Here is a 25,443-nt window from a genome sequence, read left to right as displayed (position 1 = left end):
CGTCGCCCTGACGGCCTCCGCCGCGCCGGCACTCGCCGGGGCCTCTCGCGGCCTCTTCGCGCCTTCCCTAATCGAAGCGATGCACGTACAGCAGGAAGGCGCCATTGTAAGTGCCGGCCTGTAACGCGACGGACCAGCTGCGGCTCAGCAGCCAGGTCAGCTTGAACAACGAGCCCGTCGACTGCAGGGCCTGCTCATAGCCGAGGACGAAATGTTCGTTCAGCGCTTTCGCCACCTGGACGACTTGCGCATCGGTCAATCCGGAATCACTCGATCCGATCGTGAATTCGTCGAGCCCCACCGTCTGCGCAATGCGCTTCCCCCCGGCGCTACCAAGCAGTGCCAACGCCGCGTCCACCGTATTCTGCTGACCGAGGTTCTGTCCCGAGTCGGTGCCATGGCCGAACAGCAGCCAGGACAGCTTTTCGTTATCGGGAACGCTGGGCTCGGACACCAGTTGCGCATCGGGTGCCCGTAGCGTCCCGCGCACCCGCACCCCCGCCTCGACTTCCTGGTTACGCCGCATGGCCAACAGATTGATCGCGGGATTGTCGATCGGTCCGTTGAAGGTGAAATAGCCGGTCTCGATGTTCAATTTGCGACCGAAAGCCGAATACGTCGAGCCATTCGTCACATTGACCGAGCCCTGGGCGGACAAGGCCGCATTCGGCGCACTGACGACGGTGAGCGCACCGACGAGGCCGAGATCGGCCCCGGCCCCCCGGAAGCGGAAGTCGTGGCCGAGGTCGATCGTCACATTTGCGTGCGGCGCATAACGGCCGACCGGTTTCTCGGCGCCCGGCACGCCGCGCTTCGGCACCGCTGCGGTAGGCTGTCCGTTCGACCGAACGATGACGACATCGTCGCCCAGCGACGGTGCCGACGATTCGGGCAAGTCGAACAACGCATGATCGACGAGAAACTTGCCGTCGATCGCCACGCCACCGTCGGGTCCGGCGTTTTCCAATGTCGCTTGCCCGGAGAGCTGCAGCTGCCGGTCCGGTGTGCCGAACAGTTCGAGCTTGTCGGCCACGATTTTCGCGGCGATCGTCGGATCGTCGGCATCCAGGCGGACCTTGCCGGTCGCCCCCAAGGTGCCGCTGCTGCCATGGAACAGCACTTGGCGGAACGTGACCAAATTGTCGTCGACGCCGATATCGATCGTGCCGTCACGCAGTTGCACGCCCTGATCCAGTAGTTGGGCATTCAACTGATCGCCCTTCAGCGAGCCCGACAGACGCGGTTTGCCCATCGTCCCGGCAACGGTCAGCCGCAGCGCGAGCGCGCCGTCGAAAAGATAGGCCGGCCCGAGCAGGCCGCCCGTGGTGCGCAGCGACGGCACATCGCCTGACAGCGTGCCCGTCAGCGGCGACGACGGCGCGATCGTGAGCATGCCGTCCTGATCGACGAGGCCGGCGCCGATATCGGCATGGATTTCCCCGATACGGGCCGCATTGGCCTGCACCGTCAGACGTGCCTGCCGCCCGCCGGTGAAATCGACGCGCGCACGCAGTTGCTCGAGGCCGAGACCCGCTCGGCCCATGCCGGTACTGATCTGCACGTCCCCGCTACGACGGCGCAGCGCGACATAGCCGCTGGCCGTATCGGCCAAAGTGACGTTCCAGTCGCCGTCCAACACCATATCGGTGAGATTCTGCGGCGGCGGCTGCTCCGTCATTTGCGCCTGCAATACGAGCAGACGCCCTACATCGATGCCCGATATGCGACCGGCGGAGCGGATCTGGCCGGCGCGGTAGAACAGGTTCTGCAAATCCAGCGTCGCGCCTTCTAGCGTCAGATGCGTCGCGCCGACTTCGATATCGCCCTGCGCGGCCACGACGCTGACGGGCGCCCCGAGTGCGATCGCCGGGGTGCCGCGATTCTCCAGACGGCTGACGGTGCCGCGCCACCCCATCCCCCCGCCCTCGGACGACGCCGATTCGGTGGCGCCAGTACGTCGGCGGGTACGTCGCGTCGGTGGCTTGACGTCGAACAGCCCCCCCTGCGCCGCGACGGTCGCATCGATGACGTTACCATGTACGGTGCCATGCATCGCCGCATCGACGGTGTGGTGCGCACGGGTCCCGGCAATGCGCGCGCTCAACGTCTGCAGCGTGACACCGGGCGCATCGATTTCCGTGCCATCGATCGACAGGTTCAAGGCCCCGCTCGCGCCGTCGCGCAGCTCGGCTTGCCCTTGCGCCCGTTGCGCGCTGATCGAGCCGAACACCAGATTCGCGGCGTCGTAGCGTGCCGTCACGTCCGGATGTGCAATCGATCCGGTCACATCGCCCTGCGCCTGCACGCTACCGGCCAAGCCGAAACCCAATCGGCTGATGTCGGGGGCATCGACACGGAACGCCAGGCGATCGCCCCGTTCACCGAAGCTGCCGTTCAGATCGACCAGATTGCCGGCAACCGATAGATGCGCCTTGCTCGGCAGCAACCGACTACCGACCAATTGCACCGTGCCATTGCCGTCCAACGGCAAGCCGTTGTACTCGCTGTCACGCAAGGCAAAGCCGATCTTGGCCGCCAGTGCCGGCGTCAGATTACCCGTTGCATCGAACGTTCCCGAGACGCGTGCCTGGATGCGCTTGCCGCCGACGGACGCGGCAGGCGCCTTGCCGGATTGGCCCGTACGCGTGCCTCCCTTTGTCTTGCCGCGCGCGGCCGGGCCGGCACCTTGCGTCGTCGCTTGATCCGCCAGCAAGACCAGCGGATCGACATCGCGGAGCATGCCCTTGAACGCGAATGTCGCGCGCGCATCGCGTGCGAGCGTGCCGTCCAATCGCAGTTCGCCATCGCCCGCGTTCAACTTTACCGCGTCGAACGCGGTCTGCTTCGCATCGGCCTTGACCGTTCCGGCCAGCGCGATGCGCGCACGCGGATCGGCAAGGTGCAATGTCACTTGCTGCCGCGCGCCGTCGAGGCGCACGCCGACCTCCCCGCCCAAGGCGGTCTGGCGCAGCGCCGAGTGGATCGCGTGCAAATCGAGGCCGGCCAGGCGTAGATCCAGTTGCCCCTTGCCCTGTGCGTAGCGGCCAGCACCGGTTACGGAGGCCTTGTCGAGCAGCGAGATCTGCAAGGCCTCGATGACTTGCTGTGCCGCGTCGAGGCGCAGCTGGGCATGCGCGCTGACCAAGGGCAGGCGCTTCGCATCGAGTTGCCCCGGAATCGCGTTGTCGATATCGATCGTGCCGGCGACAACGAGCGCGGACGCCGCGGCGCGGTGCGGCGCCGTATCGTGCGGGGTATTCGGCCCTGTCACCGGCGAGAGTTGCGCGCGCACACGCAGATCGGCCGACGGTGCGCCGGGGCTGAGGAGCGACGGATCGATATGATCGGCCGCGATCGACACGGCGTGGAACGGCACCGCGGCAAACGGACTGGCGGCCACGTCCGCGCGTGCTGCCAATTTATAGCCGGCGGCATTCAGATGCACGTTCAGCGCCGCGAGATTCCCCGACAGGGCCGCGGTCGCCTGGATTGGCTGCGTTTTGACATTGGTCGATACCTGAAGACTGCCGTTCAACGCGAACGGCGCGACGCCATCGAGTGCCAGGCCGGCCGTGGCGCTGCCATACGGTGTGCGCACGCCCTGTAACACCAGCGCGTGATGTCGACCATCGCTGGCGCCATGCAAGACCAGCGCGTCGATATCGGTCTCCGTCGCACTGTTGCCGATGCCGCTATGCAGTGCGATTCGCTCGACCTGCATGTCCTGCAGGTCGAGCTGCAACGGTGCACGCAGCGATGTCGGCATCGATAGCGGACCGGACGAGCTGCTGCTCGATGGCCCGGTCCGGACATCGACGGTGCCCACCCGCAGATAATCGACGACGAAACGCCAACGCGGAAGGCGCGTGATGGCGGTAGTCGGGGCAGTGGACGGCGCGGTATCGTTCGACGGCGCGGGGCGTGCGACGGCCGCGGATGCGGCAACCCCGGATGCGGCCGCCGCGGATGTAACGGGCCCCGATGCGGACATGCTCGGCAGCGCAATCGGCGGCGGCGCACCGATCGTCGGCAATACCGGCGCGTCGTTCACATGGCGCAGGCGCCACCGGCCGGCAAGACGGTCGATTCGGATATCGGTCGCGCCGCTGTGCCAACGCACATCGCGCATTCGGATGCCACGCTGTAACGTTCCGCCGTCGAGCGATCCCGACAAACGGCCCGCCAGCACATGCGTCGCCACCCGCCAGGCCGCGCGCGTGCCGGATTCGGTATGCACGACCCACGTCAGGGCGCCCGCCAGTACGGCGATCAGTACCAGCAAGACGGCGATCAGCCAAAGCAAGCCTCGGCCCAGGCGCCGCCAGCCACTACGTCGCGGCGGCGGTGGCGGTGACGAGGTGCCGTCCGGCGTCTGCGATGGCGTCTCGCGATCCGCCGCGTGTGTCGTCGGCGACGGCGCCTCGCCTGTCGGCCCGAAGGTGTGTGTCGGTTCCATGCTGCGCCCTCAGAACGCGACGCCAAGCGTCAAGTAAGGCCGAATGCTGCGGTTCTGCAAGCCATAGCCGATATCGACATTCAGCGGACCGACGGGACTGCGCCACCGTGCACCGACGCCCACGCCCTGGTAGAAACGTCGTTCGCTCCAGGTATCGCTGGCCGTTCCGGCGTCGTAGAACACGGCAGCGCCCCAGTCATGCGTGAACCAATGCTGGTATTCGGCGCCCGCGGTAATCAGATATTTCGTCGGCAGCACGCTGCCGTCGACATTATTCCCGATGCTGTCATAGCCATAGCCTCGCACCGTGGTCGCCCCGCCGGTGCGGAACAACAAGGTGGCCGGAATGCGCAACGACGCCGCATTCGAAAACACGCCGCCCAGCTCGGCGCGCAGCAGCAACAGGTCGCGGCGACCCAAGGGGAAATACTGGCGTCCATGGGCGTAGAGCCGCACGAAGGTCGCATCCGACAGCGCCCCCTTCACCGCAAACCCAGCCTCGGCACCAATCAAATTGCCGCTACGGGGAAACATGGGATCGTCGACATTGCGGCGCGCCCAGGCCCACGCCGGCACCAGCGCACGGCTGACCGTCGGCGCGCCGGAGTTCTGTTCCAGCCGATCCTGGTAGTACAGCAGCGAATACGAGTAGTCGTAATTTTGTAGCGATCGGGCACGCTGGAAGCCGGTCCGCAAGCTGTAAATCACCGTGCCTTCGGTATCGGTGCGTGTATAGGACGCCAGCACGCTGTTGGTATAGGCCTTACTGTCGGGCGGCATCGAAAGCTGCACCGAGCCGTACTGGCTTTCCTGTTCCAGCCGGCCGGTAATCGTGAAGACATAGGCCCGATTGAATACGTTGTTGTACGAATAGGCGCCCTCCACGCGCGCGCCCCGATCCGTCGTGTAGCCAACACCGGCGCGCACGCTGTGATACTGGTACTCGTTCAGATTGACCGACACCGGCGCGGCCGCCGCCTGCGCCGGATCGGCCGACACGTCCACCGCGACACTGGCGTAGTACGGCGTATTCTGGATCTGCCGCTGCAGGGTTTGAATACGCGCCGCGTCGTAAATCTCGCCCTCATGCAGGGGGTTGACGTGATCGACGATGAATTCCGGGTAGCGTTTGGTGCCGCTCACCTTGATCGGCCCGAGATGAAAGGTCGGCCCGCTGCCATATTCGACGCTCAAGGCGGCCGAATGCGTACGCGGGTCGATTTTCGCCTCCGAATGGACAATGCGCGCGCCCAGATATCGCTTGGCCTGCAACACCGCCAGCGATGCCCGCTTCGCGTCATCCCAAGCCGATTGCGAGAACGGATCGCCCGGCTGCAGCGGCCAGGCCGCGCGCGCCGCCAAGGCGCGGTCCGGCGCCTCGCTCTGCACGGCGCCGTTGAACGACAAATCGACCGTCGAGATGGTGGTCTGCGGCCCCGGCTGCACGCGCAGCGTCACCGACGATTTATCCGACTTGCCTTTGGCAAGCCGCAGATCGGTTGAAATCACCGGCGTGAAATAGCCTTGCGTCTGGACCAGCTCGCGCGCCTGTTGCGGCGCCGCCGTGACGAGAAAACGCAATTGCTCGGCATCGATGTCCTTGCGCTTCGAAAAGCGGGACAAATTGAGATTTTGCTTCAGCAACTTCTTCAATGCACGGGGTGCATCGATCGTGACATCGTAGTTTGCCCACGCGGCCGTCGGCTGAATCAGGAATAACGCCAGCAAAACCGCCAGACAGACCGCGAGACGCCGGCGCTCCGGCCGCTCGACATACCCGGGAAGCCGGGCATCCGCGACCCGCTCCCCTTCGCCGACGCTGGGGCATACGCCACGCGGCAGAAACAAGGCGTACGGTAGCCCACCAGGCGGCCCCGGGCGACGCATGGGCAATGGCCACATGGCCCCGGTGATCCGCAAATGTCGTCCCGCCAAACACATCCTCCGTTGCCGCAGTGACGCGCCGGTGCCTTGTCGTATCGATGCGCCGGTGCGATGCCGCCAATGGGCGGCGAAGTTCAGACCGCGATTATTTGAACACAAACTGGACCTATCTGTCGCCCTCGTACCGATCGATACACCCACCGTCCGCGCGCGGCGCGGCGGCGCGCCTTTGGCGGGGCACACGGCTAAAGTGGGTCGCGCACGCCGCTGGCCCCTGCGCGTTTGTCTCGCGACGCGTGATGATATTGCCGCCGCTTAGGCTAAAATAACGGCATACTCGGGCGCACCGAAGACTTGCCGTCGGCAGATCGTCGATCGGCGTCGAGGGTATCGGCAAGCCCGCCAATCCAGGTCTTCTCCTGTATCGAGCCATGTACAAGTCAGAAATCACCGAATTTCTCAGCGAATTGAAGGAAACTCACCCCGAGCTCGACCAGCAGCAGCAACGCGGTCGCGCCTTGTTGTGGGACAAGAAGCCGCTGGATCTGGCGCAGCGCGCCGAGGATACGCATGCGCGCGTGAAACAGACGCCGTACGTGTATTACCAAAACATCTGAGATGACGGCACCGACTCCGCCGGACGCATCGTCCGGCGGGCCGGCCCACTCGGGACTGGCCACACGCAGACATCCCCACGAGGGCGCCACGGTCGTTGCCGACGCGCAGGCTGGCCATCCGCTAGCCGTGCCACCCGGGGCGACCGATTCGACGCCGAACGTGATCGACGGCGTCGCGTTCGCGCGCCTGTATGGCGAGCCGCTGTTCAAGCTGCCGCAGGATCTGTACATCCCGCCCCAAGCGCTCGAGGTCTTCCTCGAAAGTTTCGAAGGTCCGCTCGATCTGCTGTTGTACTTGATCCGTAAGCAGAATCTGAACGTGCTGGATATCCCGATGGCGGACGTCACGCGGCAATACCTCGGCTATGTCGACGAGATCCGCAAGCACAATCTGGAACTGGCGTCGGACTATCTGCTGATGGCGGCGATGCTGATCGAGATCAAATCGCGGATGCTGCTACCGGTCAAGAAGGCGGACAGCAATGAAGAAGTCGCCGACCCGCGCGCCGAATTGGTGCGACGCTTGCTCGAATACGAGCAAATGAAGCTGGCGGCACAGCAACTGGATCAATTGCCGCAGCACGGACGCGACTTCCATCAGGCACAGGTGTATGTGGAAGAAAGCCTGGTGCCGCGTTGGCCGGACGTCGATGCCGACGATCTCGCCGCCGCTTTCCGAGATCTGTTCCGGCGCGCGCGCCTGGTCGCACACCATAAGATCACCCGGGAAGCGCTATCGGTCCGGGAGCATATGAGCTTGATGCTGCGCAAGCTGCAAGAGCGGCAGTTCATGGAATTCACCGAACTGTTCGATATCCAGGAAGGCGTACCAGTGGTCGTCGTGAATTTCATCGCCATGCTGGAATTGACGCGCGAATCCCTGCTCCAGGTCACGCAGGCCGCACCGTACGCCCCGATCTACGTTCGTTTGGCCTACTCACCCAGCTGAGACGGGCCGCGCGGCGGTTTTCTTGCCGTGCGAAGTCGGCGCGCCTCCAGCGCCTTCGCCGCCATCGCGGCGCGACTGGCCGCTCTATTCCCGCAGAATGCTCTACAATCCCGCGAATATGCAAAAAGGGCGTTTCGTGGCTTTTGCAGGTGCGGCGTTTGCACGGCATCGCGCGTTGCCCACTTGGACAGGTCGTGACAGCGCAGGCTGCGCACGATCGGCAAGCCCGATCCGCTGGACGCCAGGAGACCGAGTTTCACCATGAAAGTCATTAGTTCGATTCACGACTTGCGCGACCAGTTGCGCGGACAGACGCGCGTCGCCTTCGTGCCGACGATGGGCAATCTTCACGAAGGCCACCTGTCGCTGATGCGCAAGGCGCGCCAACACGGCGACCCGGTGGTGGCCAGCATCTTCGTCAACCGGCTGCAATTCGGGCCTAACGAGGATTTCGACCGTTACCCGCGCACGCTGCAGGAAGACATCGAAAAGCTGCAAAGCGAGAATGTCTACGTGCTGTTCGCACCGACCGAAACCGATCTTTACCCGGTGCCGCAGCAATATCGCATTCATCCGCCCGCGGACCTCGGCGATATCCTGGAAGGCGAATTCCGCCCCGGTTTTTTCGCCGGCGTCTGCACGGTCGTGATGAAACTGTTCAGCTGCGTGAATCCGCGCGTGGCGGTTTTCGGCAAGAAGGATTATCAGCAGTTGATGATCGTGCGGCAATTGGCGCAACAATTTGCGCTGCCCACCGACATCATCGCCGCGGAAACGGTGCGTGATACCGATGGGCTCGCCCTCTCGTCGCGGAACCGCTTCCTGAGCCCCGACGATCGTGCCGAGGCCCCGCGGCTCTATGGCTTGCTGTCGGGCATCCGCGACCAGGTGCTGGCAGGGGAAAAGAACTTCGCGCATTTGGAAGCCGAGGCGCGCGCGGCGCTGCAAGCCGCCGGCTGGCTGCCCGACTATATCGCCATCCGGCGTCGCGCCGACCTGCGTGTGCCGGGCGCCGACGATATCGCGCAAGCTGAGACCGCCGAATCCCTGGTCGTGCTGGCCGCGGCGAAGCTGGGTAGCACCCGTTTGATCGACAACCTGGAAATCTGAACTGCCATGTTTCGTACGATGTTGAAGTCGAAGATCCATCGCGCCACCGTGACGCAATGCGAACTGCATTACGAAGGATCTTGCGCAATCGATGAAGACCTGCTGGAAGCGTCCAATATCGCCGAGAACGAGCAAATCGATATTTGGAACATCAACAATGGCGAGCGCTTCACCACCTATGCCATTCGGGGCGAGCGTGGGAGCGGCATGATCTCCTTGAACGGCTCCGCCGCGCGGCGTGCGGAGATCGGCGACCTGGTGATCATCGCCGCGTTCGCCATGGTCAACGAGAAGGACGTGCAGGCCGGCTTTACGCCGAACCTCGTTTTCGTCGACGCCGACAATAAGATCAAGGAACAGCGGGGTCACGTGCCCTTGCAGCAAGCGCCTCGCTAAGCGGCGATCGATGTCGGGCGCCTTATGCCGTACGTTCCGCGCCGTCGATCGACCGGTCAGGCGCCCTTCGCACGGACCCAGTCGATGATCGGCGTCCACTGCGGCAGGTCTTTTTCCACCCTGCTTTGGCCCACGTCCCAGATGGAACGGCCATGCGCGGCCAACTGCACGTAATTCTGCGTATCCCGCAGATCGCCCAGCACCGTGATGCCCAGGCCTTCGACGAAACGATGCAATTCGTCGGCCGCTTTGGTGCGTTGGTCCACGCGCATGCCGACGATGCCGATCTGCGTATGACGCCGCTTCAGCGCCTTGTCCTCGGCCAGGGCCCGCAGGAAGGCCTGCGTCGCGAAGATATCGAAGATAGACGCCTGCAGCGGCACGATCAGCTTGTCGGCTATGGCGGCGACCTGCTGCAGCGTCGCGCCGGACAGACCGGCCGGCGTATCCAGCACCGCGAATTCGATACCCTTCGGGGGACGCGCCGGTACCGCCGGATCCAGCTCCCAGCGCTCGATCGCCGGGAGCATCGCTGAGCGGATGTCCAACCAGCCGTGCGACGAGCGTTGGGGGTCGATATCGCCCAACGCGGTCCACTCGCCATTGGCCGCGAAATGGCCGGCCAGATTCGTTGCCAACGTACTCTTGCCCACCCCGCCCTTCGGATTCACGACTGCTATGACCGACATGACGTCTCCCGTAGTCCGAACGAAACTCTATTATCGTTGAACTGGACAATCGTGTGCATCATCGCCGTGAATTCCAGGGGATATTGGCCGAACACCGCAGGATGGCGCATCGGTGCCGGTCGCGTCGTGCGCCGCGCGACGTCGGCCGATCGGTCGGATCGCCGCACGGTGGACGACATCGCTTCGGGCGTCCTGGCACGGTCGAATGACGGCCTATCAGGGCTGCCCACGGCAAGAATTCGAAACAACGTGCAACGGGGATTCGGTCCAGTCCACGATCCGGGTTAAAATGCCCGGAATTCAGAGGACCCGCTCACCATGTTGAACGAACTCGATTCACTATCCGAGAAAATTACCCGGCTGCTGCGCCTGGTCGATAACAATCGCCAGACGCAGGCAGACCGCGACGCGCAGTTGAACCGTATGCGCGTCGAACGCGACGAAGCCTTGACGGCGAGCCATGCCTTGCGCGCGGATCGTGACGCTTTGCGGCAGGAGCGCGATGCGCTGCTGGCCAAAATCGAGGATGCGCAGATCAAATTGAATGCGATTCTTGAAAAGCTGCCCACGCCGCGAGACCGCGGCGGTGTACAGCATGCCAACGACGATGGCCTGAATCAGGCCGGCGACGCGCATCATCCGAACCATCACGAAGCGACAGGTGCCGAGGCACTGGCCGAACAAGAGCCGCATGTGGAGGGAGAATCCTATGGCCGCTAAGCAGATCGAAGTCAAGATCTTGGGACAAAGCTATCGGCTTGCCTGCTCGCCCGAAACGGAACCGATCCTGCGGGCCGCCGTGGCGCGGGTCGACTCCGAGATGCACAAGGTGCGGGAAAACAGCGCGATCCGTGGAACGGATCGCCTGGCGGTCATGGCGGCGCTGAGCATCGCCTCCGAGTTGATGAATCTCCAGGAAAGCGTGCGCCACGGCGAAGCGTTCCCGGCGGAGCAAGTTCGCGAAGCGATCGAGCGCATGAATCACGATATCGACAGCGCGGTCGCGCGCGCCGGCTTGCAATAGTCGGCGATAGGGGCAGGCTGCCGCGGCAGTCTCTCGCCGTCGCGTCATTGCGGGCGTCGCCATCTCCGGGACGCCCGCAATGTCTTTCCATTCGTCCTTGCACTATGGTGCCGCAGCGCCTATCTTCGTCTGACGGGTGCGCGTTTGACCGTGTCCGCGCGCAAACGATGCGCTCGCACAACGAATAGGCCGAAAGGCGGCGCTGCCCGGTTTCGGGTGCAATCGACGCCGGCTTGTGGCACAATGAATTCATCGATCGGCGACGAATACACATTGATCGACGCCCCTTTTTCTCTCCGGTTTTGTTACGAAACCCGCTTGAAAAGTGCGACAACAATGTGATAACGGCGCTGCGAACATTGCTGTAAATCGACGTTGATGCAAGTGGAAAAAGAGCATCGAGGTCGATTGACAAACGGTGACAAAGAGCAGTTAATGAATGAAACGCAGAGGGAAGTGCATCAGGGCCTTCTGCGCGCATTACAGGTTTTACGGTTTCCCTGCCTGGTTCGCCATGGTCATATATTCCTTGAGCCAATGCTTACAAAGCACAGGTCGCGGGACATTGAAATGCGGGCGTGAGCGTCACTCTGTCTGACGAACCCGAAGCGTTTCTTACTGCGGCCGATCTTGAACCCCGGTTCAGGATGCCGACCAAGCGGCTAAGGTGGGGATCTTATTGGCGGCATCGATCGATTATCGATGTCGCGCTTTTCCGGCAGCATGGGCACTCGTCCATGCTGCTTTTGTTTTTGGCGATTTGATAAGCAATCCTGTGTAATTAAGCGTTGTTCCTGACGGGCAGCTTACGGGTTTTTGTTTATCATGGAACGATCCCACCCGGAGAAGACAGCCCATGATTGCCAAGTTGATGTCCGCACTGCCAACACCTTCGAGCGCGACGCCATCCTCGCCCCCCGTGTCGTTGCAGAAAAGCGTCCGGCATACCGCGCGCCAGACCGCCATCGCCTTGATGTCGCTGGCCGGGGTCGGTGCAATGGGGGTCGCCCTGCTGGCCATGCCCGGCGTTGCGCAGGCGCAATCCATCGGACAAACGGCGCCGTCCGGAGTGCTGCAACTCGACGCCTCGGCCAGCGAAGAGGTCCCGGCCGATGAAATCCACATCACCTTGTTCACCGAACGACAAGGCAACGACTCGTCAACGGTCGCACAACAATTGAACCAGCAAACGCAGCAGGCGCTGGAGACCGCGCGATCGCAGTCGCGGGTCAAGGTCAGCACTGGCGCGTTCTCGATCTCCCCGTCGACCGATCGGGACGGCAAGATCGTCGCCTGGCGCGGACGCAGTGAATTGCTGCTGGAGTCGCAAGATTTCTCCGCGGCATCGAAACTCGCGGGCGACCTTGGCGGTCAGATGCAGGTCGCCGACGTCTCGTTCACGCTGTCACGCGACAAACGGCAGCAGGCCGAAGCGCGTCTGTCGGAACAGGCGATCGCCGCCTTCCGCCAGAAGGCCGAGTCCGCCACGAAAGCCTTCGGCTATCGGGGCTTTTCCATTCGCGATGTGCAACTCGGGCATAGCGGCAGCATCCGGCAACCGCGCATTGCGATGATGTCGATGGCCGCGGCGCCGATGGCAAAGATGAGCGCCGTGCCAGTGGAAGGTGGCACGACCACGGTCACCGTGGACGTCAACGGTAGCGTCCAGATGGTGCCGTGATATGAGGCCCTGTTCGGCCGTCCCCCGGCCGAGCAGCCGATTGTGAAAGGCGCGGGATTTCGGGAATACTGGTTTTTTCCAGGACCCCCGCGATGCCTAGCCTCCACTCCAGCCGCTTGTCTGCCGATATGTCCTGTAGGGGCGTCGCCTGCCCGTCGCGTGATGCGTCTCGCGATTCGGCGGTCGTGCTCGCAACCGATGATGCGGCGGCACGCCACGGCCTGTGTCACGTATGTCGCGCGGTATGCCCGACGATGGCCGGATGATCGTGCCCGCGCCTCCCAGAACATGCGCGCCACCGGCGAACGCCAACGAATCCCCTGCCACACGCGAAGACCGGTCGACCGCGTCAGCTCGCGCAGCCAGTGCGTTGTCAGATCCGACCGCCGACGCATTGACGCAGATCGCGCGTGCGGCCGTCGCGGACGCGTTGTCATCGGCGCTGCGGCATGCCACCGGCAACCGCCGCCTCGATGACACGCTGCAACGGCGGCCGCTTGAAAACAGCGGCAAGCTGAACATCGTGGCACTGTACGACGATGACCCGGCGCTACGCGACATTGCAATCCGGGAATCCCTGAAACGCCCGAGATCGATGCTCTACTGTGGGACGCCGGCGCAGTCCTGCGACATCCGCCCGTGTTACGTCTGGGAGCTGGCAGAGTCGAGGTGCGTAACACAGCACGAAAATCGCGATGCCTCGCCTCCCCTGTCGGTCTCGTTCGCCGCGCCACCGCGCCCGGAAGTATGCCCTTGGTTAGGCGGCAGAATGCGCACGCGGACAGTCCAGGAATGGGCGCAGTCTCAAAAGGCGATGAACCGTGTGCAGGGCACTACCGACATCCGCCCTGACATCGTCCGTCTATTTCTCATTGCGCACGGCAGCACGACTGCGCAAGCGGATGGCTTTTACAGGCGAGCGCTGGCGAGCCTGCCCGCCGCCACGCTGGTGACGCGATTACACGACGACATCCTGTCGCACCTGGGCCTGGCCGACGACGATACGCTGGCCATCAACTTCATTTGCTGCAATCTCGTCGGCGTCGGGGAACGTCCCGGCGAACCCGATAGCTATGTCGGCCAGTTCTGCCGCGCATTGCACAGCACATCGGTCGGCACGCGCATCACGTTGGACGTCAGCGCCTCTCCCTATATGCTGCTGTATCGCGACGATTCCTTTACGAAGTACCGTCTGCTCGACCCTTTCGCGCCGGGTCAGGCGCTTAATCGACCGGGGGTAGCGGCGCTTCGATTGCACAATAAAATGCGCTGGCGATGGACCCCCGGTCTCGCATCGATCGTTCCGGATTGGGCGTGGCAGTGCGATACGTTGACGAATGCAACAACCGCGTCAACGGTAAAGCTGCCTATCGCATCAGCCTCGGCGCGCTGCCCGTACAGTGGCGATGCCCTGGCGTCCATTGCCCCCGGACCGGCTGCCATGGCGTCCGCGCTGCCCTCGGTGAAGCGAAGCGTCGCTTTATTCGATAGAGCGCTCTGTACGGCCGGGCTGTCCCACACAGCGCGGCGGCACTTGAATATCTATCATTTCCGCGTACGCCGTATCGACGAGCAATTCCTGCTATCGCAGCATCTTCCGGATTCGGAGACGCCGTTGGACCGTCTGTCGCGAATGGCGCGCGGCAGGCAACCGCCATCGATCGAGGGCATCGCGCTATTCGAGCTATTCACATCGGCGCGGGAGACGGACGCGATGCTCGCGGCTGCGATGTTTGCCCTCGTCGCGCAATCGGTCAGCGGCGCCGAACTGTTCCCCGAAGCGGCGGCCGACGATCGAAACCGATATTTTTCACGGGATGGTCGTCTCGGCCTGCATGGCGCGCGATGGGTCAGCGGCATGTTCCTGCTGGGTCGCTATCGTGTCCGCTACCTGAGGACACCCGATGCCGTCGCCGGCGCAGTCGTGACACTCGCCGCATTGGCCGCAAGGACCACTCGAGAAAGCAGACAGGGCGTCGATGCGGCCGTCGCGGAGGTAATGGCGTCTGCGACGTGTGCGGCCCCTCCGGCGGCGTCAAGTAGGCTTCTTCGACGCAGTAACGACGTAGTCCAAATGCAGCTTAGCCGGCATGCCGATCGCGTCGCGTAATTCGGCGGAGAGTGTTTCGGCAAACACCGACATTGCAAATGCGCATGAATTACAGGGTTCTTTCGACGACACGATATCCAGTTGAAACTCGACATGCTGACGATCCGCATACATCGCTTTCAACTCGGCGAAATTGATACCTCGAAAACGGCTGTGCAATGTCTGCATCAGCCGGATCTCGGCGTCGTTACTCCGATGCAAACCATCTGAACAAAACGTGAGTCCGAATCGCGATGGCCGAATCGCTTCCAAGCCGATGGTCACCGGCCCTGAAGCAACGGACTCGCTGCCAAAAAGAGCACGTTCGTCCAGGCCGTCCGCCACCGACAGTTCGACCGTATAGGTCATTCCCGGTTCACTTATTCCTCGCTCGCTGAGCTCCCACGCTTCCCGCCCCCGCTTTCCCGGGCGGTCCACCACCACGATGGCCTTCTGGCCGAAATGCAACTTGCTGGAGCGCGTGATTCCCCTGTCCACATTGGCCAGGCGTTGCTGGTCTACATCCTTGATGGAAAAACGGTATGCGAGAACCGTGTCGGGCGCGAAGTCCGCCGGGATCTCCGCCGAGTCGATCGATTCCACCGCGCGCGCCTTGCCGTCCGGATTGAATCGCGTCAGATGTTTCGAGAACCCTTGCTTGGCGTCATCGGGCAACGCCGCGTAGGCAGCCCGTTTGAATGAATCGAAGGCCTCCCTCGTCTCATTTTTGGGCTGTGTGTGGACGCTGAATGCGTGCTCGCCCGTTTTCCGATAGAACGCCTCGATGATGGAAAAAAAATATCCCGTCGGGGCGGCGTTCAACAACGTCGTCGCGCTGAGTTCGTCGTCGACGTTATCGATTTTGCGTTGGATTTTCTCTATGCGCTTGCCATGCTCTTTTTGCGCCTTCTGCCCGGCTGGATCATCGCCGCCTTCCGGCACCGTCCGCAGTACCTCGAACAATTGCTGCCGTAGTATGGACGTCGCCTTGGCAATGGCGTTTTCCGGCGCCCATTCCTGCGCGTCCTCCAAAACGCCCTCCGGTAAGGCCTGAATCATGCCGGTGATTCGCTCCAGCTTCTTCTTGTCGGTATCGAAATCGCTCGCGTCATCGCTTCCCTGCGACATGCCTCGGCTGCGCGTCGGCTGCAGCAACGTATCGCGGCCATGGTCGCCTATCAACGTGCGGTAATCGAGCGAGCGCGTGCCAGGGAGCGGCAGTCGAGACACGTTTCCGGCGAGCCGCGGCCCACGGGATGTCGATGAGGCATCGAGCAAAGTGTGAGCGTCCAAGTCGATATCGGCATCGGCGATGTCGAGAGGACTCAGCGCGCGCTGTCGATCCGAATGACACTGCCTGGGACTGAATTTTTCGTGATCCATGATGTGTCTGAGATGCCGTCGTCCAAGCCAGGGGGTACTGAGGGAAGATTGAATGTAATCGGCGCGGCCAAACAATGCTATGAGCCGAAAGAGATAGGCCGAGCCGCATTCCCGTCGACGGATGCCGAAAGACGGCAGCGGTCGACGCGGCATGCATCGGTGAAGAGAATCGCAGAAGGGGGAAATGCCCGGAGCGGGCAGGCCGCGAGAACGCGGCCAGGCGGGAATACGAAGGGAAAGTACACCGAGGCCGCCAGCCCGTCACATCGTGAGACGGTTGACGCGCCCGTGGGAGAGAACAATCAGACGGCGCTCGGGGATTCCGGCGCCGACACCGGGCGGCGCTTGAACGCCCAGACGATCATGCCGATGCCGATCAAGATCATCGGCAAGGATAGCCACTGCCCCATCGACAAGCCGAGCGCCAGCAAGCCGAGGAAGTCATCCGGCTGGCGCGTCATTTCGACGACGAATCGTGCAATGCCATAGCCGACGATGAACAATCCGGTCACCGCGCCCATCGGCCGCGGCTTGCGCGCGAACAGCCACATCACGAAGAACAGCACAAAGCCTTCGAGCGCCATCTCATACAGTTCGGACGGGTGACGCGGAAGCAGCCCATGAATCGGATAGATCGCCGTCAATCCCTTCGCGGCGGCTTCGGCAGCGTGCGTCAGCATCCATTGCCGATCCTCGCCGGCTGCTTGCGGGAACATCATGCCCCATGGCAGAGACGGACTGGTCACGCGGCCCCATAGTTCGCCATTGATGAAGTTGCCGAAGCGTCCTGCCGCCAGCCCGAGCGGCACGGCAGGGGCGAGATAGTCGGTCACCTGCAGCAAGGGCCGCTTGCGACTGCGACTGAAAAGCCACATCGCCAGCGCGACTCCGAGGAAGCCGCCGTGAAAGGACATGCCGCCTTCCCAGACGCGGAAAATCGCCGCCGGATTGGCGAAATAATAATCCGCCTTGTAGAACAGGATGTAGCCGATACGGCCGCCCAGGATCACGCCCAAGACCGCGTAGAACAGGATATCGTCGATATCCCGCTTGTCCCAGCCTTGCGCGGCAATCTGCGGCTGCTTTAGCCGCATACGCAATACCGTGACGCCCAGTACGAAGGCCAGCAGATACATCAGGCCGTACCAGCGGATCGCCAGCGGCCCGAGCTGGATCGCGATCGGGTTGAAATCAGGATGAAGCAGCATAGCAGCCTTGGTAAGGGTGAGGATCGTGTCCGGACATCATGGGGGACGCAGACGGGACGGGCACAGCCCGCACGCAACCGGCGCAAGGCTGACATCCAGCCGACAACGCCTTGCATTTGCCCGTTTTTCGCCACGCATCACGCGGATTCGTGGACGGTCCGCACCATGATAGCCCGTTATGATGTCATAAAACCCTTACCCGGGGCAGCCGCGGACATCCGGCGCCCGCGACGGGCCTTGAACGACCGCGTCGTCGCGTCCGGTGTGCCGGGCGGCTGGCGCCAACGTCGCCGTCGTGCTCAATCGCCGGGATACGAGACGTCGCCGTAGGGATAGAACGCCTTCAGATCGAGATTTTCATAAGCGAGTCCGTCCAGACGTACCGTCCCGAGGAACGCCTCGGGCGGTTCGACAACGAAAATGGCTTTTGCATAGCCGCTGTCGTCGAATCCGCGCCGGAAGTGCACGCGCGACTTGATCGCGATCACCTCGAACTGGTCCGGATCGACTTCGAGTACGCGCAGCTCGCTTAATTCCTTCGCTTGGACCAGATAGCGACTCAGCACCAATACATTGCCTTCGCCGAATGCGATATTCACGTGACTGACTTGACGCGTACCGCGTGCCACACTGCCGGAATAGCCGACGTGCAGTACCGTTCCGCTGATATGTACCGGCGCCCCGGCCGACGCGTCCACTTTGCCGCCCAGCGGCATATCGATCGTATCGCCGACCTGTACGCCCCGGTCTTGCAGCACCTGGATCGATTCGCCGTCGGTGATCGTGCCGAACAACGTGTTGCGCATGCCCCGCGCAAGCGCTTGTTGCAGGATCCATGTGGCGGCACCGGAACGATCGCTGTGATCGGCCAACACCACCGGCGTGCGCCCCTCGTGCTGCGCCTGCTGCGCCAGCGCGACGCCCTCCTCGATCTGCGGCACCTTGGTCGTGTGCAGCAGCGCCTCGCGGCGACGCCAGGCCCACGCCCCCATATCGTCGACGATCGTCTTCGCCAGCGCGGCATTGCCGTTCGTGATCGCCTGAATCGTCATGCCGGCATCCGGCACATCCGACCACGGGAAGCCGAACAGGACGTTGACGAAGACGTCGGGTTCGCGCGCCTCCCAAATCAACGCCCGCTGAATCAGGTCCATCCAGGGGGAGGCGCCGGTCCATTGCAGCACCGTCGGCGAAATAATCGGAATCTTGCGCGTCAGGTGCGTCGGCGTGAAATCGCCGCGGATCGCTCGCACCATCATCCGTGCACAGCGCTGGCCCTGCAGATGGCAATCGTAGTGCGGATAATATTTGACCGAAAACGCCATATCCGCCGATTGCAAAAACGCTTCGTCCTCGTTCGCATGCAGATCGAAGGTCCCGCCGATGACGACGCCCGGCCCCACCGCCTCGCGCACCCGACGCGCCAGCTCCGCTTCGGGCCGCGCAACGCCACGCACCGCCATCGCGCCGTGCACCGACAGGTAGACCCCATCATAAGGCCCGGTCGCGGACAGTTCCGCAATCATCTTACCGACGAAATGCTCGTAGGCCTCCAACGTCACCCAGCCCGAACCGATGCCGGTTTTAGGCGACAGCGGCGACTCGATGCCCACCAGCTCGACCCCGTCGAACTCTCGCGCCACCTGAACGAAGCCGCCGATATAGCCTTTCGGATCGCTCTGCAGCAGATCCTCGCCACGCGCCGGGGAGCCGTCATAGATGAAATCGTCGAGCGTCGTGTCGTTGCTGAGGAAAGTCACCGTCTCGTGCACCAGATTCAGCACGGCGATGCGGATCTTACGCGCGTCGGCGGGCGCGGGCGGGACGGCGGGATGCTCGGCGGCGGGCGTGGCGTCTGTATTCATGTCGTGGGATAGGGTAATCGGTATGATGGAGGCCCTGACCGGCTTCCAAGCGGATGGCAAAGTGTCCCCGATGCAAAATCGCACGGCCAGTGCTGATTTCGCAACGGGCCTTGCCGAATCCGTACTTACGCATCCGAATGATCAGCACCACGCTTCGCTATTTCCTGCAGGTTGCAAACCTCGGCTCCGTCACCTTGGCGGCCGAGGCCTTGCACGTCGCGCCGTCCGCGGTCAGTCGACGCATTCATAGCCTGGAAAGCGAGCACGGCACGCCGCTGTTCGAACGCAATGCGCGCGGTATGCGCCTGACCGAAGCCGGCGAATTGATGGCCGCCTATGTCCGACGGGCGTTGCTGGAAGCGGATAAGCTCGCCGCGGAATTATCGGATCTGTCCCGCATCGGCAAGACCGTCATCCGCATTGCGGCGAACGAGGGCTTCGGGCGCGAATTTCTACCGCATGTGATGGGTGAATTCCTGAAACGCGAGCCCAATGTGCGCTTCGAGTTGCAAGTCGCCGTGCGCAGTGAGGTCAGTAAAAAGGTCAAGCGCGGCGAAGTCGACCTGGGCATGGCGTACAGTCTGGCGCCGGTGGACGGTGTCAACGTCGTGTACTCGAAGCGGGCACCGCTGTTCGCCATCATGTCCCCGCGCCACCCGCTAGCGACGCGCACCGAAGTGTCGTTGCAGGACATCGCTCAATACGCGGTGGTCATGTCGACGCATTCGAACAGTACCCGCGCGCTGGTGGATTTCTGCTGCATGCACGAGAAGATCGAACTGGACTATGTCCTGACCAGTGATTATTCTGGCGCGCTGCAACACTTCATTCGTGACTTCGAGGCATTGACGCTGGCCGGTACCTTGACCGTCTCGCACGCGGTGCAGCGCGGCGAGGTACTGGCGATCCCGCTGTCCAATGCGGATGTCTACGATCGCACGATTCAGATTCATACGATGCAGGGGCGGCAGTTGCCCCGCTCGATCGAACAATTCATCGAACTCGCCATCCGCATGGCCGACGAGGTCGCACGCCGTCACGGCGAATGAACAGAAGCCCATCATGTCATCGAAGAAGAAAGCGAAGAAAGCCAAACATCGGAAACACGACGTCGACGCGAAACCGAAGCGTTCCGGCAAGAAGCACGCCGCCGACATCGCATCGTTACTGTCGGTTTCGGTGTCAGTGGATCAGCCGCTGGTGGCCACGCCTTTGGATCCTTTGGCGTTGCGACGGCCTTCGCGCGCGGCATCGCGCAAATCGCCGGCCACCTATCCCGTCGACGTACCGCCCGCGGTCGAAGGCGATGAGGCCTTGTTGACGTCGCCGTCGCGGCGGCCTGCGGTTCTGGTGCTCGCGACCGGCGGAACGATTGCCAGCAGTGCGGTATCGGAGACGGAGACGTCCAGTTATACGGTGGGCGTCGGCATCGACACGTTGCTGGAAGCGATCCCGGCCTTGGCCGATGTCGCGGATGTCAGCTATGAGCAATTCGCCAACGTCGCCAGCAAGGACCTCAGCGACGCGCAGTTGGTGCGGCTGGTACAACGAATCGATGCGGCGTTGGCCGATCCTGAACTGGATGGCGTCGTCGTCACGCACGGCACCGATACGCTGGAAGAGACCGCCTTCTTGATGGCACTGACGGTCCGTTCGCCGAAGCCGGTCGTGCTGGTAGGGGCGATGCGTCCGGCCACCGCGGTCAGCGCGGACGGCCCCATGAATCTGCTACAGGGCGTCTCTCTCGCGGCAAGCGCCCGAGCGGTAGGCCGCGGGCCGATGATCGTACTCGCCGACCGCATCGGTTCCGCCTATTACACGACGAAGCGGAATGCGAACCAGACCGATACCTTCGACGGCGGCGAGGCGGGTTATCTCGGTTACTTTATCGGGATACAGCCGCACTTCTTCTTCGAAGCGTCACGGCCGGCCGGTCTCGTCACGTTCAATCTGGATGCCCTGCCCCCGCTGCCGCGTGTCGACATTCTGTACGGCTATCAGGGCATGAGCCCTGATTTGATCGATGCCGCGATCAAGGGCGGCGCCGCCGGCCTGGTCGTTGCCTGCGTCGGGAACGGCTCATTGCCGAACACGTGGAAACCGCGCGTGGCCGAGTTGATGGACAGCGGTTTGCCAGTCGTCCGCGCCACACGGACCGGTGGCGGACATGTGACGCCGCGCGCGGAAGGCTTGCCCGCCGGGCGGCTGAACCCGCAGAAAGCACGCATCCTGCTGCGCCTGTTGCTGGCTGCCGACGTGCCGACGTTGCAGATCGAAGCGGCGTTGCAGGGTTGAGTGCGCGCGACCGTCGCCGCTTTGCGATGCGGCGATCAGACGTGCTTTAACGTAAAGAACAGCAGCTCATCGGTCTGCATGTCCTTCCATTCCTTGCGCAGCGCGCTGACCGGATACATGGAGCCGAGCGGCACGTACGGCACGTCTTCCACTGCCTGAACCTGCATATCGCGGCAGATCTTTTGCTGAGCGGCGAGGTCTGGCGCCGCGAACCACGCGTCGCGCAACTGCTCCAACTTCGGCGCGATCGGCCAGCCGAACCAGGACGCCTTGCCATTGCCGCGTAATCCCAAATGTCCGGCGGGATCGAAATTATTGATCCCCGTCAGGCCGGTGAACGTGACGCTCCAGCCGCCCGCCGATACAGGCGCTTGATTCGTGCGACGTTGAATCGCAGAACCCCAGTCCATCGCTTGGACTTCCACCGCGATGCCGAGCTTCTTGAACAGATCGACCGTCACAAGCGCTGCGGCATGATAGATCGGGTTGTCGGCCGGATCGATGATGACCACCTTCTCGCCCTTGTACCCTGCGGCCGTAACCGCCGCCTTGGCCTTCGACAAGTCACGTTTCGATGTGATCGCGCTCATGCCAGCGTCGCTCGCCATCGGCGAACCCGGCGCGAAGAAGCCGGTCTTTGCATCCCAATATTCCGGGAATTCGCTGCCCACCATCGCCGTCATGTATTCCTTCTGATCGACGGCGGACAGGATTACGCGACGCAACGCAGGGTTGTCGAACGGCGCCTGCAATTGATTGAAGCGCAGAATCCCCATGATCGGCAGCCGGCGCTTTATCAGGTTGATCGCCGGATCGGTCCGGAGTAAGGAGATGAAGTCGTTATTGATGGTGTCGATGCCATCGACTTCGCCGGATTGCAATGCCGCTACCGCGGTTGCCTGATCGGGGATGATCTTCCAGTCCACTTCATCGACGTAGGCGATCTTCGGCCCCGCGGTGTACGTCGGCGCAAAGCTGTCCTTGCGCGGCACGTACTGTGTGAACTTCTCGTACACGACCTGCGAGCCGGATACCCATTTGCTCGCATTGAAGCGAAACGGCCCGCTGCCGATGACCTCTTTCAGCGGGGTCGATAGCGGTGCGTTCGCGAGGCGCTCCGGCATGATCGCCGCGATGATCGTCTCTGGCCGCGCCAGTGCCGACATCAACAAGGGGAACGGCTTGCTCAGCGTGAAGCGGATCGTCTTGTCGTCGATGGCGCTCAGATTGGTCGTCACGGCGAACAGGCTCTGGCCCATCATGTCGCGCTGTCCCCAGCGCTTCAGACTGGCCACGACATCACGCGCTTTTACAGGGGTGTTGTCGTGAAACAGCAAGCCCTCACGCAAGGTGATGGTCCATTGCAAGCCGTTGTTTTCGATCGTCTGCCCCTCCGCCATCTGCGGATGCACGCGCATCTTGTCGTCGAGACCGTATAAGGTGTCGTAGACCAGCGCGCCATGATTCTGCGTCACATAGGCGGTCGTGAAAATGGGATCGACGATGGTCAAATCGGCGGCCGGCACCCAGCGGAAGCGCTTTGCCGTGCCCTTGCCCCCAGTGCTTTCCGCTGCATCGGCCAGCCCAGCCAGACCGGCAAACGGCAACGCCAGCGGCGAGCCCGCCGCGCCTAATGCGATACCCGACTTGATGAACTGCCTGCGATCCATGCGCTTCGCTCCATGAGAGAAAGGGTCGTTTGCTGCAAAGGCGCGCGTGGTGCGCGCCAGCGAGGTGTGGCAGGTAAAAAGCAGGACGCCCGGGTGTTCGCTTCGTCGTCGGATCAGTAGGCGCCGCCCACGGCGTGGCGCGCCACGAAATGTCCGGGACCGACTTGCACCAACGGTGCGACCACCGGCTCGTCGCCGATCGCACGCACAGGACTCGGCAATTCGATCAGCGAGGGCGCGCCATGACGTCGCCGTAACGGATCGGCAATCGGCACCGCGTCCATCAGCTTCTTCGTGTACGGATGCTGCGGGTTCTCGAAAATCGCGCGGCGCGGGCCGATCTCGACGATCTGTCCCAAATACATCACTGCAACGCGATGGCTGATCCGTTCGACCACCGCCATATCGTGTGAGATGAACAGGCAAGCGATACCCAGTTCTTTCTGCAAATCGATCAACAGATTGACGATTTGCGCCTGCACCGATACGTCCAACGCCGAGACCGACTCATCGGCAACCAGCACGCGTGGGTTGGTCGATAACGCGCGAGCGATGCAGATACGTTGGCGTTGTCCGCCCGACAACTGATGTGGCCAACGCCGCGCCATCGACGCATCGAGCCCGACCTTCTCCAGCAGATCGGCCGTGCGGCGCGCCGCTTCGTCACGCGTGGCAAGCCCTTGAATCAGCATCGGCTCCATGATCGCGTCGCCTATGCGGATGCGCGGATTGAGCGAGGCGAACGGATCCTGAAAAACCAACTGCACATTGCGACGCAGCAGCGCCTCGGACTGTCTGTCGTTGCGACCGAGATCGACACCGTCGAAGTAAATGCTGCCGCTTTGCGGCTTGACCAGGCGCAACAAGGAGCGGCCGGTCGTCGTCTTGCCGCAGCCCGATTCGCCGACGAGGCCCAGGGTCTCGCCTTCGAACATATCGAAACTGACACGCTCCACAGCGTGGACGCGTTTTGTGACCCTGCCGAACATACCGGCCTTAACATCGAAACGCGTGATCAGCTCGCGCACGCTGAGAACGGCTTTCTTCTTGTCCAGCGCGGCGTCCATCGAGACCGATGTGTCACCACTGTAGATAGCCGCCGTGACGGCAGCGTCGACTGTTGCGCGATCGGCAACGGTCGTCATGGCTGAGTCCGCCTGCACCGCTTTCTCTGGCTCGGCGGCCGGATCACGCAGCAATTCGAAGCGGGCCGGGAGATCCGTACCGCGCATTGCGCCCAGCTTCGGTACGGCAGCCAACAAAGCACGCGTATAAGGATGCGTTGGCGAAGCGAAGAGCGGCTTCACTTCGTTCTGTTCCACGAGATCGCCGCGCCGCATGACGATCACCTGGTCCGCCGATTCCGCCACGACACCCATATCGTGTGTGATCAGCAGCACGCCCATATTAAGTTCGACCTGCAATTCACGAATCAGATGCAGGATCTGCGCTTGCACGGTGACGTCGAGCGCGGTCGTGGGTTCATCGGCAATCAGCAATTGCGGACGGCACGACAAGGCAATCGCGATCATCACCCGCTGACGCATCCCGCCCGACAGCTCGTGCGGATAGCGCTTCATGACGCGCGCCGCATCGGGAATGCGCACGCGGTCGAGGACGCGGGTTGCTTCTGCCTGTGCGGTTCCTGCTAGCGTCGGCTGGTGCAGAAGGATGGCTTCCGTGATTTGTTCGCCGACCGTCAACACGGGATTCAGCGACGTCATCGGCTCCTGAAAGATCATGCCGATCTCGCCGCCGCGCACCCGACGCATCGTGTCCTCCGAGGCGCGGGTCAAATCGACGACGTCGCCGCTGCGGCGTCGGAAAGCGATTTGACCGCCGGTGATGGTCCCCCCGCCGAACTCGATTAGCCGCATCACGGCAAGCGAGGTCACTGATTTGCCGGAACCCGACTCCCCCACGACCACCGTGGTTGCGCCGCGATCGACGTTAAACGAAATATTGCGCACCGCATTCGCGAGGCCGCCGCCGTCCGCTTGCTGGAAGCCGACGCTGACATCGCGGATTTCCAAGACACGGTTTTCGGGGAGCGTCACTGCGCCGCTCGCCGCCGATTGGACGCCGCCGTTGATCATCGTGTTGCTGCCAGTGTTGGTCATGCCGTTC

At 62.9% G+C, this 25,443-nt stretch carries 18 protein-coding genes and 1 other RNA gene; 11 read left to right on the top strand and 8 right to left on the bottom strand.

Annotated elements, in window-relative coordinates; genetic code table 11:
- Positions 1 to 67 precede the first annotated feature (67 nt).
- Both ABEG21_RS04750 and ABEG21_RS04745 read right to left on the bottom strand, forming a co-directional pair.
- Positions 68 to 4,456 carry a translocation/assembly module TamB domain-containing protein gene (locus tag ABEG21_RS04750; RefSeq protein WP_347556106.1) on the bottom strand — a complete coding sequence of 1,463 codons (4,389 nt, stop codon included), beginning with the start codon at positions 4,454 to 4,456 and terminating at the stop codon, positions 68 to 70.
- 9 nt (positions 4,457 to 4,465) lie between these two features.
- Positions 4,466 to 6,358, bottom strand: a complete 1,893-nt coding sequence (locus ABEG21_RS04745) for an autotransporter assembly complex family protein (protein ID WP_347556105.1) — start codon at positions 6,356 to 6,358, stop codon at positions 4,466 to 4,468.
- Positions 6,359 to 6,771: 413 nt separating this feature from the next.
- Between ABEG21_RS04745 and ABEG21_RS04740 the strand changes: the two genes are divergently transcribed.
- The 4 genes from ABEG21_RS04740 (at position 6,772) to panD (ending at position 9,412) form a co-directional block, all read left to right on the top strand.
- Positions 6,772 to 6,957, top strand: a complete 186-nt coding sequence (locus tag ABEG21_RS04740; RefSeq protein WP_347556104.1) for a DUF3460 family protein — start codon at positions 6,772 to 6,774, stop codon at positions 6,955 to 6,957.
- 1 nt (position 6,958) lies between these two features.
- Positions 6,959 to 7,906 carry a ScpA family protein gene (locus ABEG21_RS04735; RefSeq protein WP_347556103.1) on the top strand — a complete coding sequence of 316 codons (948 nt, stop codon included), beginning with the start codon at positions 6,959 to 6,961 and terminating at the stop codon, positions 7,904 to 7,906.
- Between the two features lie 261 nt (positions 7,907 to 8,167).
- Complete coding sequence (gene panC / locus ABEG21_RS04730) at positions 8,168 to 9,016, top strand: pantoate--beta-alanine ligase (RefSeq protein WP_347556102.1); 849 nt, start codon at positions 8,168 to 8,170, stop codon at positions 9,014 to 9,016.
- A 6-nt stretch (positions 9,017 to 9,022) separates the two neighbouring features.
- Entirely contained in the window at positions 9,023 to 9,412 is a 390-nt protein-coding gene (gene panD, locus ABEG21_RS04725; protein WP_347556101.1) for an aspartate 1-decarboxylase, read from the top strand.
- Positions 9,413 to 9,468: 56 nt separating this feature from the next.
- Here panD and ABEG21_RS04720 read toward each other — a convergent pair whose 3' ends face one another.
- The gene (locus tag ABEG21_RS04720) at positions 9,469 to 10,101 is read right to left on the bottom strand and encodes a ParA family protein (RefSeq protein WP_347556100.1); all 633 of its coding nucleotides are present in this window, start codon (positions 10,099 to 10,101) and stop codon (positions 9,469 to 9,471) included.
- Positions 10,102 to 10,419: 318 nt separating this feature from the next.
- On the opposite strand from ABEG21_RS04720, the gene ABEG21_RS04715 reads away from it, so the two are divergent.
- The 5 genes from ABEG21_RS04715 to ABEG21_RS04695 all read left to right on the top strand — a co-directional run bounded on the left by ABEG21_RS04715 (position 10,420) and on the right by ABEG21_RS04695 (position 14,916).
- Entirely contained in the window at positions 10,420 to 10,821 is a 402-nt protein-coding gene (locus ABEG21_RS04715; protein ID WP_347556099.1) for an ATPase, read from the top strand.
- On the top strand, positions 10,811 to 11,125 hold the full coding sequence (locus ABEG21_RS04710) for a cell division protein ZapA (RefSeq protein ID WP_347556098.1): 315 nt from the start codon (positions 10,811 to 10,813) through the stop codon (positions 11,123 to 11,125). The genes ABEG21_RS04715 and ABEG21_RS04710 overlap by 11 nt, the downstream gene beginning before the upstream one ends.
- Before the next feature lie 494 nt (positions 11,126 to 11,619).
- A non-coding RNA gene (gene ssrS, locus ABEG21_RS04705) (6S RNA) lies at positions 11,620 to 11,803 on the top strand.
- Between the two features lie 295 nt (positions 11,804 to 12,098).
- Positions 12,099 to 12,806: an SIMPL domain-containing protein gene (locus ABEG21_RS04700; RefSeq protein ID WP_347556627.1), complete on the top strand. Its 708-nt coding sequence runs from the start codon at positions 12,099 to 12,101 to the stop codon at positions 12,804 to 12,806.
- Positions 12,807 to 13,176: 370 nt separating this feature from the next.
- Positions 13,177 to 14,916: a hypothetical protein gene (locus tag ABEG21_RS04695; protein ID WP_347556097.1), complete on the top strand. Its 1,740-nt coding sequence runs from the start codon at positions 13,177 to 13,179 to the stop codon at positions 14,914 to 14,916.
- On the opposite strand, the gene ABEG21_RS04690 is transcribed toward ABEG21_RS04695, so the two are convergent.
- The 3 genes from ABEG21_RS04690 to ABEG21_RS04680 all read right to left on the bottom strand — a co-directional run bounded on the left by ABEG21_RS04690 (position 14,842) and on the right by ABEG21_RS04680 (position 19,351).
- Positions 14,842 to 16,278, bottom strand: coding sequence for a hypothetical protein (locus ABEG21_RS04690; RefSeq protein WP_347556096.1), 1,437 nt, complete (start codon positions 16,276 to 16,278; stop codon positions 14,842 to 14,844). The genes ABEG21_RS04695 and ABEG21_RS04690 overlap by 75 nt on opposite strands.
- Before the next feature lie 302 nt (positions 16,279 to 16,580).
- The gene (gene lgt / locus ABEG21_RS04685) at positions 16,581 to 17,486 is read right to left on the bottom strand and encodes a prolipoprotein diacylglyceryl transferase (RefSeq protein ID WP_347556095.1); all 906 of its coding nucleotides are present in this window, start codon (positions 17,484 to 17,486) and stop codon (positions 16,581 to 16,583) included.
- Positions 17,487 to 17,785: 299 nt separating this feature from the next.
- On the bottom strand, positions 17,786 to 19,351 hold the full coding sequence (locus tag ABEG21_RS04680; RefSeq protein WP_347556094.1) for a M81 family metallopeptidase: 1,566 nt from the start codon (positions 19,349 to 19,351) through the stop codon (positions 17,786 to 17,788).
- A gap of 137 nt (positions 19,352 to 19,488) precedes the next feature.
- On the opposite strand from ABEG21_RS04680, the gene ABEG21_RS04675 reads away from it, so the two are divergent.
- Together ABEG21_RS04675 and ABEG21_RS04670 are read left to right on the top strand one after the other, a co-directional pair.
- Positions 19,489 to 20,400 carry a LysR family transcriptional regulator gene (locus tag ABEG21_RS04675; RefSeq protein WP_347556093.1) on the top strand — a complete coding sequence of 304 codons (912 nt, stop codon included), beginning with the start codon at positions 19,489 to 19,491 and terminating at the stop codon, positions 20,398 to 20,400.
- Positions 20,401 to 20,413: 13 nt separating this feature from the next.
- Positions 20,414 to 21,646 (top strand): asparaginase, encoded by a 1,233-nt coding sequence (locus ABEG21_RS04670; protein ID WP_347556092.1) that lies wholly within the window; start codon positions 20,414 to 20,416, stop codon positions 21,644 to 21,646.
- A gap of 35 nt (positions 21,647 to 21,681) precedes the next feature.
- Here ABEG21_RS04670 and ABEG21_RS04665 read toward each other — a convergent pair whose 3' ends face one another.
- Positions 21,682 to 23,316, bottom strand: a complete 1,635-nt coding sequence (locus ABEG21_RS04665; protein WP_347556091.1) for an ABC transporter substrate-binding protein — start codon at positions 23,314 to 23,316, stop codon at positions 21,682 to 21,684.
- Positions 23,317 to 23,429: 113 nt separating this feature from the next.
- Positions 23,430 to 25,412, bottom strand: a complete 1,983-nt coding sequence (locus ABEG21_RS04660) for a dipeptide ABC transporter ATP-binding protein (protein ID WP_347556626.1) — start codon at positions 25,410 to 25,412, stop codon at positions 23,430 to 23,432.
- Between the last annotated feature and the right edge of the window lie 31 nt (positions 25,413 to 25,443).

The organism is Robbsia sp. KACC 23696, assembly GCF_039852015.1.
Taxonomy (GTDB): domain Bacteria; phylum Pseudomonadota; class Gammaproteobacteria; order Burkholderiales; family Burkholderiaceae; genus Robbsia.
The sequence above is the reverse complement of the archived record's forward strand: the minus strand, read 5'-3'. Positions and strand labels throughout refer to the sequence as shown.

Excerpts from the sequence above, each read along its gene's own strand:
- ABEG21_RS04750 (WP_347556106.1), bottom strand. The coding sequence starts at position 4,456 with ATGGAACCGACACACACCTTCGGGCCGACAGGCGAGGCGCCGTCGCCG.
- ABEG21_RS04745 (WP_347556105.1), bottom strand. The coding sequence starts at position 6,358 with ATGTGGCCATTGCCCATGCGTCGCCCGGGGCCGCCTGGTGGGCTACCG.
- ABEG21_RS04740 (WP_347556104.1), top strand. The coding sequence starts at position 6,772 with ATGTACAAGTCAGAAATCACCGAATTTCTCAGCGAATTGAAGGAAACT.
- ABEG21_RS04735 (WP_347556103.1), top strand. The coding sequence starts at position 6,959 with ATGACGGCACCGACTCCGCCGGACGCATCGTCCGGCGGGCCGGCCCAC.
- panC (WP_347556102.1), top strand. The coding sequence starts at position 8,168 with ATGAAAGTCATTAGTTCGATTCACGACTTGCGCGACCAGTTGCGCGGA.
- panD (WP_347556101.1), top strand. The coding sequence starts at position 9,023 with ATGTTTCGTACGATGTTGAAGTCGAAGATCCATCGCGCCACCGTGACG.
- ABEG21_RS04720 (WP_347556100.1), bottom strand. The coding sequence starts at position 10,101 with ATGTCGGTCATAGCAGTCGTGAATCCGAAGGGCGGGGTGGGCAAGAGT.
- ABEG21_RS04715 (WP_347556099.1), top strand. The coding sequence starts at position 10,420 with ATGTTGAACGAACTCGATTCACTATCCGAGAAAATTACCCGGCTGCTG.
- ABEG21_RS04710 (WP_347556098.1), top strand. The coding sequence starts at position 10,811 with ATGGCCGCTAAGCAGATCGAAGTCAAGATCTTGGGACAAAGCTATCGG.
- ABEG21_RS04700 (WP_347556627.1), top strand. The coding sequence starts at position 12,099 with ATGTCGCTGGCCGGGGTCGGTGCAATGGGGGTCGCCCTGCTGGCCATG.
- ABEG21_RS04690 (WP_347556096.1), bottom strand. The coding sequence starts at position 16,278 with ATGGATCACGAAAAATTCAGTCCCAGGCAGTGTCATTCGGATCGACAG.
- lgt (WP_347556095.1), bottom strand. The coding sequence starts at position 17,486 with ATGCTGCTTCATCCTGATTTCAACCCGATCGCGATCCAGCTCGGGCCG.
- ABEG21_RS04680 (WP_347556094.1), bottom strand. The coding sequence starts at position 19,351 with ATGAATACAGACGCCACGCCCGCCGCCGAGCATCCCGCCGTCCCGCCC.
- ABEG21_RS04675 (WP_347556093.1), top strand. The coding sequence starts at position 19,489 with ATGATCAGCACCACGCTTCGCTATTTCCTGCAGGTTGCAAACCTCGGC.
- ABEG21_RS04670 (WP_347556092.1), top strand. The coding sequence starts at position 20,414 with ATGTCATCGAAGAAGAAAGCGAAGAAAGCCAAACATCGGAAACACGAC.
- ABEG21_RS04665 (WP_347556091.1), bottom strand. The coding sequence starts at position 23,316 with ATGGATCGCAGGCAGTTCATCAAGTCGGGTATCGCATTAGGCGCGGCG.
- ABEG21_RS04660 (WP_347556626.1), bottom strand. The coding sequence starts at position 25,412 with ATGATCAACGGCGGCGTCCAATCGGCGGCGAGCGGCGCAGTGACGCTC.